The 15,382-nt window shown below is 35.0% G+C and carries 11 protein-coding genes; 4 read left to right on the top strand and 7 right to left on the bottom strand.

The features are described 5' to 3' along the window. Nucleotides 1–73 precede the first annotated feature (73 nt). From P5P87_RS06310 to P5P87_RS06295, 4 genes are all read left to right on the top strand, one after another. Nucleotides 74–3,214 carry an efflux RND transporter permease subunit gene (locus P5P87_RS06310; RefSeq protein WP_278021968.1) on the top strand — a complete coding sequence of 1,047 codons (3,141 nt, stop codon included), beginning with the start codon at nucleotides 74–76 and terminating at the stop codon, nucleotides 3,212–3,214. Between the two features lie 191 nt (nucleotides 3,215–3,405). Continuing rightward, on the top strand, nucleotides 3,406–4,479 hold the full coding sequence (locus P5P87_RS06305) for a TolC family protein (protein WP_278021967.1): 1,074 nt from the start codon (nucleotides 3,406–3,408) through the stop codon (nucleotides 4,477–4,479). 2 nt (nucleotides 4,480–4,481) lie between these two features. Further along, complete coding sequence (locus P5P87_RS06300) at nucleotides 4,482–5,744, top strand: efflux RND transporter periplasmic adaptor subunit (protein WP_278021966.1); 1,263 nt, start codon at nucleotides 4,482–4,484, stop codon at nucleotides 5,742–5,744. A 403-nt stretch (nucleotides 5,745–6,147) separates the two neighbouring features. After that, the gene (locus P5P87_RS06295) at nucleotides 6,148–8,148 is read left to right on the top strand and encodes a heavy metal translocating P-type ATPase (RefSeq protein WP_278021965.1); all 2,001 of its coding nucleotides are present in this window, start codon (nucleotides 6,148–6,150) and stop codon (nucleotides 8,146–8,148) included. A gap of 65 nt (nucleotides 8,149–8,213) precedes the next feature. Here P5P87_RS06295 and P5P87_RS06290 read toward each other — a convergent pair whose 3' ends face one another. The 7 genes from P5P87_RS06290 to P5P87_RS06260 form a co-directional block, all read right to left on the bottom strand. After that, nucleotides 8,214–8,612: a tautomerase family protein gene (locus tag P5P87_RS06290; protein ID WP_278021964.1), complete on the bottom strand. Its 399-nt coding sequence runs from the start codon at nucleotides 8,610–8,612 to the stop codon at nucleotides 8,214–8,216. 45 nt (nucleotides 8,613–8,657) lie between these two features. Beyond that, nucleotides 8,658–9,308 carry a VOC family protein gene (locus P5P87_RS06285; protein ID WP_278021963.1) on the bottom strand — a complete coding sequence of 217 codons (651 nt, stop codon included), beginning with the start codon at nucleotides 9,306–9,308 and terminating at the stop codon, nucleotides 8,658–8,660. Between the two features lie 268 nt (nucleotides 9,309–9,576). Further along, complete coding sequence (locus P5P87_RS06280; RefSeq protein ID WP_278021962.1) at nucleotides 9,577–10,002, bottom strand: alkaline phosphatase family protein; 426 nt, start codon at nucleotides 10,000–10,002, stop codon at nucleotides 9,577–9,579. Next, nucleotides 9,959–11,032 (bottom strand): sulfatase-like hydrolase/transferase, encoded by a 1,074-nt coding sequence (locus tag P5P87_RS06275; protein ID WP_278021961.1) that lies wholly within the window; start codon nucleotides 11,030–11,032, stop codon nucleotides 9,959–9,961. Before P5P87_RS06275 ends, P5P87_RS06280 begins: the two co-directional genes overlap by 44 nt. 166 nt (nucleotides 11,033–11,198) lie before the next feature. After that, nucleotides 11,199–12,341: a cytochrome-c peroxidase gene (locus P5P87_RS06270; protein ID WP_278021960.1), complete on the bottom strand. Its 1,143-nt coding sequence runs from the start codon at nucleotides 12,339–12,341 to the stop codon at nucleotides 11,199–11,201. Between the two features lie 127 nt (nucleotides 12,342–12,468). Continuing rightward, on the bottom strand, nucleotides 12,469–13,932 hold the full coding sequence (locus P5P87_RS06265) for a hypothetical protein (protein WP_278021959.1): 1,464 nt from the start codon (nucleotides 13,930–13,932) through the stop codon (nucleotides 12,469–12,471). After that, complete coding sequence (locus P5P87_RS06260) at nucleotides 13,919–15,343, bottom strand: RagB/SusD family nutrient uptake outer membrane protein (protein ID WP_278021958.1); 1,425 nt, start codon at nucleotides 15,341–15,343, stop codon at nucleotides 13,919–13,921. Before P5P87_RS06260 ends, P5P87_RS06265 begins: the two co-directional genes overlap by 14 nt. Nucleotides 15,344–15,382 lie beyond the last annotated feature (39 nt).

Genomic DNA, 15,382 nt, shown 5'->3' with positions numbered 1-15,382 from the left:
GAGAGAGTTGTGGATTTTCCACACGTTTACAGGCAATTTAATTGTCTAATTTCTCACGTCATTATATATTCAAATGTTAGATAAAATCATACAGTTTAGTATACGAAACAAATTCGTTATACTATTATTTACCCTTGCACTAATTGCTTGGGGAAGCTATTCGCTTAAAAAATTACCATTGGATGCATTGCCAGATGTAACCAATAATCAAGTTCAGATTATTACAACGGCGCCAACATTGGCAAGCCAGGAAGTCGAACAATTAATTACATATCCATTAGAAAGAGCTGTAAAAACAGTTCCAGATGTGATAGAGCTTCGCAGTATTTCCCGTTTTGGATTATCGGTTGTAACTGTTGTTTTTGAGGACGATGTCGATATTTACTGGGCTCGCGAGCAAATTTTCCAGCGTCTAAAACAAGCCGAAGAAAACATTCCAGATTATGTAAATTCTCCCGAATTAGCACCAATTTCTACAGGTTTAGGAGAGATTTATCAATACGATGTCTACGCTAAAAAAGGTTACGAAAACAAATACAGCGCTGTAGAACTGCGTACCATTCAAGATTGGATTATTATTCCGCAATTGCAAGGAATTAAAGGTGTTGCCGAAGTAAGTACTTGGGGCGGAAAACTAAAACAATTCGAAATAGCCGTAAATCCCAATATGCTCAATAGTTTGGGGGTAACAATTACCGAAATTTTTGATGCTTTAGAAAAAAACAATCAAAATACAGGCGGCGCTTATATCGAAAAAGATCAATACACTTATTTTATTCGCGGTGTCGGAATGGCAAAAGGCGTAAAAGACCTTGAAAATGTCGTCGTAAAAAACCGAAATGGTTCGCCAGTTTTGGTTCGAAATGTTGCGCAAGTTCGTGAAGGCGTTGCGTTGCGTTATGGAGCATCAACAAAAGACGGGAAAGGAGAAATCGTTTCGGGAATGGTTTTGATGTTAAAAGGAGAAAACTCTAGCGCTGTTGTAAATCGTGTTCACGAAAAAATGGAGCAAATAAATAAAAGTCTTCCCGAGGGAGTTGTTGCCGAAGCTTTTATTGATAGAGGAAAACTCGTAGATAATTCTATAAAAACCGTTGCTAAGAATTTATTAGAAGGAGCATTAATCGTGATTTTTGTTTTGATTTTATTCTTAGGAAATCTTCGTGCAGGATTAATCGTTGCTTCGGTTATTCCGTTAGCAATGTTGTTTGCTGTGATTCTCATGAATGCCTTTGGCGTAAGCGGAAATTTAATGAGTCTTGGTGCCATAGATTTCGGAATTATTGTCGACGGAGCCGTCATTATCGTCGAGGCCACGATGCACCATCTGCAGAAATTCAAAAACAAAAAAGAACTAACACAGGAAGAAATGGACGAAGAAGTCTATAATTCGGCTTCAAAAATTAGAAATAGTGCCGCTTTTGGTGAAATTATCATTCTTATAGTTTATTTGCCAATCTTAGCTTTAATTGGAACCGAAGGAAAAATGTTTAAACCAATGGCGATGACGGTTGGTTTTGCGATTATTGGAGCTTTTATTCTTTCGTTGACTTATATTCCGATGATGAGTGCTTTGTTTCTTTCCAAAAAGACAGAACACAAAGAAAACTTCAGCGACCGAATGATTGCTTGGTTAGAAAACCGTTATACGCCATTATTAAAAAAAGCTCTAGAATTTAAAAAAGTGGTGCTTTCTATTGCCGTTGCATTATTTGCTTTAGCGTTTATCATTTTTCAAAATATGGGAGGTGAATTTATTCCAACAATCGAAGAAGGCGATTTAGCAATCAATGCTACAATTATGACAGGAAGTTCACTCACACAAATGGTTGAAACGACTACTAAATACGAACAGATTCTAAAAGCCAAATTCCCAGAAATCAAAACCATCGTAACCAAAATAGGAAGCGGTGAGATCCCAACTGATCCAATGCCAATTGAAAGTGGCGATTTGATTATTGTTCTAAAAGACAAAAAAGAATGGAAAGGTAAATACCACAATTGGGAAGAATTGGCAAACGCCATGAAAAAGGAAATGGAAATTATTCCAGGAGCAAATATCGAAATCTCTCAGCCAATTCAGATGCGTTTTAACGAATTAATGACAGGAAGCCGATCTGATATTGCAATCAAGATTTTTGGTGATGATTTGGAAATTCTAGACGCTAAGGCAACAGAATTAATAGCGAAAATAAAAGGAATTGAAGGAATAGGAGATTTAAAAGCCGATAAAGTTACAGGACTGCCACAAATTACAATTAAATACGATTATGATAAAATCGCTCTTTACGGATTGAATATTTCAGATATCAATCAAATCATTCGTTCGTCTTTTGCAGGAGAAGTTGCAGGAAAGATTTATGACGAAAGCAAAAGATTTGATGTTGTCGTAAGAATGGATGAAAACAATCGTGGCGATATTACCGATGTGAGCAATTTGTTTATTCCGCTTCCGAGTGGACAACAAGTTCCTTTATCACAAGTTGCTTCAGTTGAATATGAGCAAGGTCCTGTACAGGTTATCCGCGAAGACGGAAAACGAAGAATTACTGTTGGATTAAACGTTCGTGGAAGAGATATTAAAAGTGTTGTGGAAGAAATTCAAGCGAAACTAGATAAAAGTTTCAAACTTCCTGCGGGTTATTATGTGACTTACGGTGGACAGTTTGAAAATCTAATTGAAGCTTCGAAAAGACTTTCTGTCGCTTTACCCATTGCTTTGGGACTAATTTTAGTTTTGCTTTATTTCACTTTTAAAAGTGTAAAACAAGCATTATTAATTTTTACAGCGATTCCATTATCAGCTATCGGAGGTGTTTTTGCGCTTTCACTGAGAGGAATGCCGTTTAGTATTTCGGCAGGAATTGGTTTTATTGCTTTATTTGGAATCGCAGTTTTAAACGGAATTGTACTGATTTCCTATTTCAATCAATTAAAATCTGAAGGTATTTCGGATGCATTTCAACGAATTATTATTGGAACTAAAACGCGTTTGCGTCCTGTTTTAATGACTGCAGCTGTAGCTTCATTAGGATTCATGCCAATGGCATTATCAACAAGTGGCGGAGCAGAGGTGCAAAAACCTTTGGCAACCGTAGTAATCGGCGGATTAATCTCAGCAACTTTATTAACCTTAATTGTTTTACCGATTTTGTATTTATTGTTGGAGAGATTTAACCGCAAAGAGCGCAAAGATTTACGCGAAGAACGCTAAGAAAATTTTAAAAAAAATGAAAAAGTTACTATATAATTTAAGAAAAATAACCTTTGCGAACTTCGCGCTTCCTTTGCGAACTTTGCGGTTAAGCGCGTTCCTATTGGCAAGTACAGCAACATTTGCACAGCAACCTATAAGTCTAGAAAAAGCAATAGAACTCGCCAAATCAAACAACATCGATTTAAAAATTGCCGATAAAGAAATCGAAAAACAAACTGTTCTTAAAAAAGCAGACTTTTCAGCCAGATCCGCTTCAAGTACAGTATCAAGGCGGTCAGTTCAATAGTGCAGATTACGATCATAACGTTTCTGTGCAACAGTTTTTTCCGTTAGGGAATATTACAAAAGCCAATAGGCAATTACAGGAAGAACTGGCAAAACTGGCCGAAAAAAGAAAAGCTTTGTCTTCATATGAAATCGAAAAAGCAGTGACATTGGCATATTATCAATATTTGTATGGCGTTTCGATTCAGAAACTCAATTCAGAATTGAATGATATTTATACCAAATTTCTAAAAAATGCCGAACTGCGATTTAAAACTGGAGAAAGTGGAAATATAGAAGTCATTAGTGCTAAAGCTAAAGTAAAAGAAATTGAAACTCAGAAAGCGCAATTAGAATATGATTTAGCAATTTATCAGAAGCAATTGCAATTTTTCATTCAGACAGATGAAAATATTGTCCCTGATAAGAATACGGCTTTGCAATACACTTTCATAGAAAACCAGCAAAACACAACAGCCGAAGCTTTAATGACCGATTTTTATCAGCAACAAATATCAGTCTATCAAAAAGAAGCTGGAACATTTAAAGCTTTACGTACGCCAAAAGTAGGTTTAGGCTATTTTGCTCAGACAATAAATACAGAATCTTTGTTTCAAGGTTTTACAGCAGGGTTGCAAATTCCGTTGTTTGGAGGAGTTAATACAACCAAAGCAAAAGCGGCTGAAATCAGTATTTCGCAGTCACAATTGGCTTTAGACAAAAACAAAATGATGCTGAATCTACAAAGAGAAGAATTGAAAAACAACTTCGAAAAACAGCAGAAGAATTTAGCCTATTTCCAAAATGAAGGGTCGCAATATGCCAATCAAATTATTGAAACTGCCCAAAAAAGTTATGCCAATGGAGACATGAGTTATTGGTCGTATATCAGTTTTTTAAATCAGGCAATTGATATTAAAAAACAATTTGCAGAGGCAACGCACAGCTATAATCAAAGTGCTATCGAACTTCAATTTCCAACTATCAAAAACAATTAATCATGAAAAATATACTTATGAATTTAACCGCAAAGAACGCTAAGATTATGCAAAGAGCACAAAGTTTAGTTTCCTTGCGTACTTTGCGCTTTGTCTTTGCGTGCTTTGCGGTTACCTTAACAGCATGCAATGAAAAAAAGGTAGAAGAAACTTCTGAAGAAGAAAAATCTACTACAGAAGTTGCTTTAACCGCTTCTCAATACAAAACAGTAGGAATTGAAACAGGAATTGTAGAAGATAGAAATCTGAATAAAATCATCAAGGCGAATGGTTATACAACTGTTCCTCCGCAAAATTCTGCTGAGGTTTCGACTTTGATTGGCGGAACTGTAAAAGACATTTTTGTTTTGGAAGGAACATTCGTAAACAAAGGAAAAGTCTTGGCAACCATTCAAAATCTGGAAGTTATAGGAATGCAGGAAGATTACCAATCGGCGGTGGCGAATGTCGAATATCTGCAGTTAGAATACAATCGTCAGAAAACGTTGAGTGACGAAAATGTGAATCCGAGAAAGACTTTTCAGGAAGTAAAAGCCAAATTAGCGGCCGAAAAAGCTCGCGCGCAGGCGACAAAAAATAGACTTGATGCTTTGCATGTTAATATAAAAGGATCTACACCAGTTGTACCAATTCTTTCGCCAATAAACGGTTTTGTTGGAAAAATCAATATTGCGAAAGGCGCTTTTGCAAATACAGGAGTTTCGCTTTTTGAAGTCGTTGATAACAGTCAGATGCATTTGGATTTAAATGTTTATGAGAAAGATTTAGGTTCGATTTCGATTGGTCAAGTAATTGATTTTGTGTTAACAAATCAATCCAATAAATCAATTAAAGGAAAGATTTTCGGAATCAATAAATCTTTTTCTAACGAAAGTAAAACGGTTGCCGTACACGCCAAAATTGATCCCGCTGATGCGAAAGGATTGATTCCAGGAATGTACGTTTCTGCAAATATTAATATTGTAAATGCAACAGTTCCAGCATTACCAAAAGATGCCGTCGTGAGAAATGCTGATAAATACTTTGTTTTTATTCAAGAAGATGTTCAGGCCGCAGAAAAACACGAGCATAAAGAGGGGGAAAAAGAAGAAGCTCATGAAGAAGAAGTGCATTTTAAAGCTGTTGAGGTTATTCCAGGAACAACGGATTTAGGTTTTACAGAAGTTAAGTTTGTAAATGATATTCCGGCCAACGCTAAGATTGTGACCAAAGGTGCATTTTATCTACTTTCGGCAATGAAGGGCGGAGGAGAGCATTCGCACTAGTTTTTTTAAAGATGCTAAGATACTAAGGGACTAAGTTTTTTTGTTGGAGTGGAATTTGCTCGCAAAGGCGCAAAGACGCAAAGTTTTTTATATAGAGAATAAACGTATTATTTGTCATTTCAACGAAGGAGAAATCTCCGTAAGTAGCTCTGTTCCTAAAATCCAATCTTTGTGGAGTTTCTCGCGGAGATTTCTCCTTCGTCGAAATGACATAAAATGAGAAAAAACTATGCGTCTTTGCGACTTTGCGAAATTAATTCGCCATAGTTAAATAAAAACTTAGTGCCTCTGCGGCAATAAACTTTAATACAAAATGCTTAAATTTAGGACATAATTTAAACAAAGTTTTGTGAACATAAAACTTGTCCCGATAGCTATCGGGATTAAACCTGAAATTCAAAAAATGATACATCAAGATAAAGAAGTAAAAAGTACAAAAAATAAAGCCAAACCTTCCTGCTGCTGTTCTCATGATGAACCTGTTCACACTGAAAATGACGGACATGATCACGGAGGACACGACCACGAACACAATGTAGATGGAGGTCTTTTTAAACTATTTCTGCCATCCATAATATCTTTTGTTTTACTGATTGTAGGAATTGCTTTTGACAACTATTTTAAGCAAGAATGGTTTGCGGGATATGTTAGAATTGTATGGTATGCAATTGCATATCTTCCTGTTGGAATTCCTGTTTTGAGAGAAGCTTACGAAAGCATTTTAAAAGGAGACGTTTTTTCGGAGTTTTTTCTCATGTGCATTGCTACTATTGGCGCATTTGCAATAGGCGAATATCCCGAAGGCGTTGCAGTAATGCTGTTTTATACGATTGGAGAAACTTTTCAAGGAATGGCAGTTAAGAGAGCAAAAACAAGCATTAAAAAACTGCTAGATCAGCGTCCTGATGAGGTGCATATTTTAGAAAATAATGTTGCCGTAAAAGTCAAAGCCAAAGACGTTCAGATTGGAGCTATTATTCAGCTTAAAGCTGGAGAAAAATTAGGTTTGGATGGCGAATTGTTATCCGATTCTGCTTTTGTAAATACAGTTGCTTTAACAGGAGAAAGTAAGCCGGCTACCAAAAAGAAAGGCGATACTGTTTTGGCAGGGATGATAAACGGAAATACTATTATCGAAGTAAAAGTAACAACAGCTTACAGCGATAGTAAGTTGTCTAAAATTCTGGAATTGGTTCAAAATGCCACTGCAAAAAAAGCGCCTGCGGAGTTATTTATTAGAAAGTTTGCAAAAATATATACACCAATTGTAGTGTATTTGGCAATTGCAATTTGTTTGGTTCCAATGCTTTTTGTGTCTAATTATGTTTTTACCGATTGGTTATATAGAGCATTAGTTTTCTTAGTTATTTCTTGTCCTTGTGCTTTAGTTATCAGTATTCCGCTTGGTTATTTTGGAGGAATTGGCGCTGCAAGCAGAAACGGAATTTTGTTTAAAGGAAGTAATTTCTTAGACAGTATTTCGACGATTCAAAATGTTGTAGTTGACAAAACGGGAACGATGACAGAAGGTGTTTTTAAAGTTCAGGATGTCATTATAAAACCAGAATTTGATAAAGACGAAATTTTAAAACTGGTTAATGTTTTAGAAAATAAAAGTTCTCATCCTGTGGCAACAGCAATTCATAATCATGTTGGAACCGTTGATTCTTCGGTAGAATTGAAAGATATTGAAGAAATTTCAGGACACGGATTAAAAGCTACATACAAGGAGAAAGATTTACATGTCGGGAATTTTAAATTATTGGATAAGTTCAACATTTCGTATGATATCGATCCTTCAACAATCGTTTACACTACAATTGCAATTGCTTACGGAGGTAAATTTGCAGGTTATTTGACTATTGCGGATGAAATTAAAGAAGATGCGAAAGAAACGGTTTCTAAACTAAAAGCTTTAGGAGTAAAATTGACGATGTTAAGTGGCGATAAGTCTAATGTCGTTCAGTTTGTAGCTGATAAAGTCGGTATTAAGAATGCTTTTGGCGATTTGCTTCCAGAAGATAAAGTAAATAAAGTCAACGAAATTAAAGCTAAAAATGAAACGATTGCCTTTGTTGGCGATGGTGTTAACGATGCGCCTGTAATTGCTTTAAGTACAGTCGGGATTGCAATGGGTGGTTTAGGAAGTGATGCCACAATCGAAACTGCTGATATTGTAATTCAGGACGATAAACCGAGTAAAATTGCAATGGCTATTAACATCGGAAAACAAACTAAAAAGATTGTTTGGCAAAATATTACATTGGCTTTTGTAGTAAAAGCTTTTGTATTAATTCTTGGCGCTGGCGGACTTGCAACAATGTGGGAAGCTGTTTTTGCCGATGTTGGCGTGGCGCTTTTAGCAATTTTGAATGCGGTTAGGATTCAGAGAATGAAGTTTTAATAATTATTTGAGTTATATAGAAAAGCCCAATTCATTTGTTTGAATTGGGCTTTTTATATTTAGAATTATTTCTTTAAGTGCTTTGGCTCTTGAATTTCTCCATTACCAAAAGACCAATTTTCCAGACCATTATTTTCGAGCAAAACGATTATTACATTATTGATTGTAATTTCTGTTGAGGTACTAATTTTTGTTGCTATTTGATGATACAATTTTCTCTTTTGTTCTAAGGTTCTTCCTTGTCCAGCAGTTATTTGCACATAAACGATTTCTTCAGAATGTGAAATCCCTAAATAACTTTTAGGATATTTTATCTGATGAAACTCTAATTCTTCAATAACATGAAAATAATCATCTACAGGAATATTAAATTCTTCAATCAAAGATTGATGTACCGCTTCTGAAATATTATTTTTGGTTTTAAGGGAAAGCGTTTTTGGTAGACTGATTCTAACGAAAGGCATTTTAATTCATTTAAATTTTAAATAAAATTACGGAACTTTTAATTACTAAAAATCCAATTCAATTATATTTTCATTATTCTCCAAAGTAATTTTCACAGGATTACTTTCAGAAGGAATTTGAGTTGGATACCAATTTCTAGTGGGCTGAACGAGAATTAATAAACCTTCATGATCGCCAATTGCGACAAATTTTTCAGTATTTGTATTTTGAGTAAAGAAATGCAATCCGTGTTCTTCAATTAATTGATTTCCTAATTGTAATGGACTTTCCGTAACAATTCCGATTTCGCTAATGCTTAAAATAGATGCAGCGTTGAAGTCGCCAACTTGTTCGTTGTTAAGATCATGTCTAGCAATAAATTCCAGTAAATTTCCATTGTGATCGAAGAAATAAATAGAATGCGCATTCCAATTTTCAAAATTCGTCACGACACTTTTATCTTCCAAAACAATTAAATCAACTTTGTCTTTGCACCATTGAATGGCTTCTTCAAGCTGATTCTCAGGAATATTAAAAGCAAAATGATATATAGAATCAAAGCTAGGATCTTCAATAAATTTTAAAATGGAAGTTCCAGCCTGAAACGTGATCGATTTTTGATCATTTTCCAGAATAAAAAGGCCAAAAATATTCTGATAAAATGCTTTCGTTTTTTGAATATCGCTTGTTTTGATTTGTATTTGATCTATTCTCATCGTAGTATATTTTTATAAAAGAAAAAGCTTCTTTTTGATTGACGAACAAATTTAAGAAACGTCAATTATATTAGACTTACAGCGCTATTTTATGCATCAATGAAAGAATAATTAATAAGTATTGATTGACGTTAAAAGGTAACTTAAAATCATATATTAAAGCTACAAAAAGGACAAACTGTTTTTGTTACGAGATTATTAAAAAATCTTTCATATTTAATCTTTGCATTTAAATAAAAAAGCTCGATTACTATCGAGCTTTTGTGTTTTAGTATGTTGCAGGTTTTCTAATATTTTTTCCAATCTTATGATTCAAATCGTCGCCAAGATCTTCTCGTGCTGTCTCGGCAATTTTCTGAATTTCGGCTACAATTTCAGGATATAATTGTTGTACATCTCGTACTTCTCCTGGATCGTGTGCTAAATCGTAAAGTGCCATTGGGAATTCTGCAGAAGCGCCTTCGCCACGATAACCGTCTTTTCCTTGCAGTTTTTTATTATAAGTTGTGCCTTTATGAGGGAAAACCAATTTCCAATGTTTGTAACGAATAGCTTCTAGATTATTGCTTCCAACTCCAAAATAATAATAGAAAACTTCTCTTGGCCCTTTAGTCGTTTTTCCCGTCAATAAAGGAAGAAAATTTAAACCGTCAATTTGGTTTTTTGGTAACGATGCGCCAGTAATTGCGAGCAATAGTGGGCAATAAATCCATATTGGTCATTAGAGAACTGTTTACGGTACCATTTTTTATTTTTCCTGGCCAGCGAATTAAAAACGGAACCCTTGTACCGCCTTCCCAAGTGGTAGATTTTCCTTCTCTAAAACCTCCCGAAGATCCGGCATTATCACCAAAAACAAGCCAAGGTCCATTATCGCTGGTTACAATTAAAACGGTGTTATTGGCAAGTCCTTCTTTGTCTAAAGTGCTTATGATTTCGCCAATAGACCAATCCAGTTCCATAATTACATCGCCAAAAAGTCCTAAATCGCTTTTGCCCTTAAATTTGTCTGAAACTGCCAAAGGCGCGTGAGGTAAAGGATGAGTGAGATATAAAAAGAACGGATTTTTTTTGTTTTTTTGGATGAAACCAATTGCTTTTTCGGTAAAAAGAGTCGTTAATTTTGAAGCATCTTTAATGTTTTCAATTGTATCAATAATCGTTGTATTATTTATTAATGGAAGCGGAGGGAAGCTTGAACGCATATCTTTTGCGTCTGTAACTTTCGAATAGCCGTCGTAATCAATTGGCCAAACATCGTGAGAATAAGGGATTCCGAAAAACTCATCAAAGCCATAGTTAGTTGGCCAGTACGGTAATTCGTTACCCAAATGCCATTTGCCATAATTGGCGGTTTTATATCCGTTTTTCTTTAAAAGTGACGCAATAGTTTCCTCATTCGGATTTAAAGCATGTTTGGCTCCAGGAAGCAATACGCCCGACATTCCGATTCGGTTTGGATAGCAGCCCGTTAGCAAAGCAGCTCTAGACGCCGTACAAATGGCTTGTCCAGCATTAAAGTTAGTCAAACGCATTCCTTCTTCAGCGATCTGATTAAAATGTGGAGTGTTAACTCCCGTCATTCCATACGGTTCGGTGTCGCCATAACCCATATCATCCATGTTGATGATAATGATGTTGGGTTTAGAAGTAGGGTTTTTACTTTGTGCAATGCCTAAAGAGGAAATTGCAGAAAGCAAGATCAAGAAGAAGCTTCTTTTCATAATTTGTGGTTTTTGAGATAATAAATAATTGCATGGCGTGTAAGTTTGGTTGATCACAAATATATTGAAAAGATGAATTTTAGAAACAAAAAAAAGCCCATTTCATAAAAAGAAATGGGCTTAACAGATTTGCAAATTTTGGGGCAAATGCAAATCATCAACTAACTTATTTTGGCATTTCAGGAATAATGATTCTTCTCGTTGGCGTGCTTAAAGTCTCGATAAAAGCTAATAAATCGCCAATCTCTTCTTTGCTCAAATCTAGTTTTCTTAGCATTGGATCTACTTTTGGAATGAGAGAATCTCTAGCAGTTCCTAGATATTTCTTTTGAATTGGAGAAGGATTTCCTAAATTGTATAACTCTACAACATCTAATAAAGTTGGGAAATGCCCATGATGCATCCATGGTTTTGTGTTAGCGACTTCACGAAGTGTTGGAGTTCTAAATTTGCCGATATCTTTTACATCTTTAGTAACATTATAACGTCCGAAATCTTCATTTTTTGTTCCGAATAAAGTTTGGCCGTCGTTATGAAATTGATTATCGCTGAAATAAGGCGTATTATGGCAATTTATGCATTGTGCTTTGGTTCTAAATAAATGCATTCCTTTTACTTGTTGATCGGTATAAATATCTGATTTTCCGCTTACAAACTGATCAAATTTGCTTTTAGGACTATTAATTGATCTTTCGAAAGTGGCAATGGCATATTGAATTCGCTCTAGAGTTACTTTTTTATCGCCAAAAGCTTCTGTAAACAGCGAATTGTAGCCTTTTATTTTGGCAATTTTGTCAACTGCAATTGTCAGTTTCTCATTCATTTCTAAAGGATCTTGAACAGGAAACTGCGCTTGATCTTCTAGACTAGAAGCTCTTCCGTCCCAAAATAAAGAAGTGGCATATGCTGAATTTAAAATCGTCATAGAGTTACGTTTTCCCGTTTGACGGTCATGGCCAAAAGAACGCGTGAGATTATCGGTCCATCCCAATTCTGGATTGTGACAAGAAGCGCAGGCAATTTGTCCGCTTCGAGATAATCTCGGATCAAAAAATAGAATCTTTCCCAAACTTTCTTTTTCTTTTGAATACGGATTATAAGCAGGATAAGGAACTGCAGGAAGCACACCAATATCTTGAAATTTTGATTTATCGATATTTTCATGTAGTGCCGCAGCAGGCCATTTTGAAGCATCTCCGCTGGAATAGCGTTTCCTTAATTCCTGAATATCGATGTAATCAGGATTTTCCAAGCTTTTATAAGCCGTTAAGCTTAGCAGGAATAAGATTGGGATGATGAGTTTTTTCAATTCTCTTTTGTTTTGTTTTTTTATTTTGTTTCAAGTTGCAAGTTTTGAGTCACAGTCAGGCAGCCTTAACTTCCGAAAACTTTGACAAAGTTGACTATGCACAACATTCACAATTCATAATTCACAATTATAAAGTAACTTCTTTAGGACAATCAATACTTAAAGCAGTTGGTTTTGGATATGTTTTACTGTTGTACATTCTGTATTGTGTCGAAACTGTCCCTCCAAACAGTTTGTCGTTGGTAAGTTTTAATTCAAATGAAATTTCATATAAACCGTTGCTAATTTCTTTGTACGTTCCTTCTCCTGAAATAGCTATTTGATAAGTATTTGTGGCGCTAGATCCAATTGTAATATCCTGCGGAATTACCAAAACAGTTCCTTCAGTTTTACTATTTCCATTTGCTGGAAAAAATTCTAAGGCAGAAGTGATATTAAATCCAGGAGAGATCGCTGCAGAATTACTTTCATTAGAGAACCATCTTTTTAAACCAAAAGAATTTACGGTGTTGGTTCCGCTTGCGACATTAAATCCAATTTTGAAAGCATCGTGATAAATATCATCGTTAGGATTTGTAGTTCCTCTATCGCTGTATAATATTGCATTCGGATCGTCTTTTGTAACTATAATCGGAAATGTTAAAGCATTGAAAGTCATCCATGCGCAGTTTCCATTATTATTAAACCAGTGCTCTCCATACGTTAAAAAAAAGGCATTGGTAGGATCTGTAAATTTAGATGCTGGATATGCTTGAACCTCTCTTTCTGATTTTATTGGTTTTGCAATAGTTAAGTTGATGTTTCCTGTAGCGGTATAATTGGGAATATTGATTAAAGTTAATTTTGACTCGTATCGAACATCATCATTTTGAAGATCCTCTAAAAGGGTTAGATGATAGGTTACAGAAGTTCTATTATCTCCGTAATCGTCATGTGTTAAGGAATATTCGAATCCATTTTGAAATTTAAAAATTTCGGCATTTTCAATTTCTTCAGGAAAAAATCCATTTGGATAATTTACTTTAAAATCTATTTTTTCGCCTATTTCGCCTTTTATATTGTATTGCGTTACAGGAAATGTGTAATTAGTAGCAACGCTTGTTAAATCGATTTTGAAAGTATTGTTTGGATATTCTGTATTCAGATTTCCAATGTGAATATCAGGATCAGAAACGGTTTCCAATTTTAGCGTAATACTTTGGTCTTTAGTCCATCTCTTATCGAATGATACAAAAATAGTATCGGTTATTTTACTGCCCTGAAATGAAAGCTGATTAGCAGGTTTTAAGCTAAAACTGTCACTAGCACCATTTGTTTCGGCACTAAAATTGGCAGTAACAGTTCCTTTTAAGGCACGTGTGGTTAAGGCTACAGGAACTTTTAAGGTTTTTATGGCTTTGTTTTCATAAGTTGATTGCGGAACTAAATTTCCGTTTACAGCTGGGTATTCCAGAGGTGTGTTATCGCTTTTAACTAAAAAATTAAATCTTAAGTAAGGATCAATTTCAGAGCCTATTTTATAATCATCTTTAGAACATGAAATGTATAATAGGGCTGTAAATAATATACTGAATATCTTAATACGAGTCATTTTGTCGCAAGTTTGGGTTAAGATTAGTGTTGAATGTTGGTATTGGCAATACAAATTTTAAAGACGGATAAGTCAAACTGCAAACAGTTGCCATACAACCGTCATTTCTTGAAACATCTTTATGCATTCTGGCAATATCAAAGAATAAAAAGCCTTCAAAACAGAGTTCTTTTCTTCTTTCTAAAAAGATGTTTTCTTTAAGATTAGCTGTATTGGTTAGTAATGATGCATTGGCACGAGCACGAATGATATTAATATCGGCCATTGCTAAATCGGCTCTGTTGGTTTCAAGTGCGGCTTCGGCACGAATTAAGTACATTTCGCTAAGTCTGAAAGCCACATAACCGGCATTATCCTGATATTTTCTTGTAAAACTGTAGTCAACATAAGTTTGTACACCATTTACAAGAGTAAAAAGCGGTTTAACAAGAAACAATTGTTTTCTTAAGTCAGTGTTTTCGTATAGATCAATCAAATCGTTTGAAGCGCCGTATTTTTGAAAGCTTACATCTGTAGTATAACCGAAAGTTTGAGACATAGATGATGAAACATTTCCTTCGCCATCTTTTCTAGGTGTAAATTCAAGCAGAATTTCTGATATTGGAAGATCTGGTTTTACCCATTCTGAAATTAAGCTTTCTTTGCTGGTTAAAACAACGCCAGAATTGGTAATGACATCATTTGCAACTTCATAAGCATTTGCCCAATCTCCTTTTTGAAGATAAACTCTTGCCAATAATGCTTTTGTATTTTTTTGGTTAAAAAAAGAATATTCTGGACCAGCAAGCACCGTAGTACCTGAATAATTATCGATGGCATTTTTTAAATCGGCAATAATTAAATCGTAAGTTTCTGCCATAGTTTTTCTTATCGGGTATTGTATGCCAGATTTAATAGATTCGGTGCTATAAACAACCCCTAAATGCGATGCATCGGCAGTATATTTGTAATCCTGACCATAAACAAGAGATAAAAGAAAATGTGTGTAAGCTCTTATTGCCAACGCCTGCGCTTGTATTTGATTTTTCTCTTCAATAGTAGCATCTGTTAAATCAGGAGTATATTCTAAAATTAAATTAGCTTGATTTATTATATCGTAACTGCTATCATAAAATGATTTATAATTACTACTAATTGCCACATCATTAAAAGAATAGGCTTGTTCAATTAATGATGGTGTGGTGATTTGTCCCTTAAGACTTCCTGTTGCAATAGGCGTAAATTTTATATTGCCACCTTGCAAATCAGCATATACAGAATATATTTCTGGACGCACATTACCGTCAACTTCAGAGTAAAGGCCTGTAAGAGCCTGTAAAACTCCTGTTTTGTTTTTTAAAAGTTCATCTATAGATGTTTGTGTTCCTGGTTCCTGTTCTAAAAAGTCACTACAGCTTTGTAATGAAAGCATTAGAAAAAATATAGAGAGGTATTTTGAATATTTCATTTT

Source organism: Flavobacterium ginsengisoli, assembly GCF_029625315.1.
GTDB classification, from domain to species: domain Bacteria; phylum Bacteroidota; class Bacteroidia; order Flavobacteriales; family Flavobacteriaceae; genus Flavobacterium; species Flavobacterium ginsengisoli.
The sequence above is the reverse complement of the archived record's forward strand: the minus strand, read 5'-3'. Positions and strand labels throughout refer to the sequence as shown.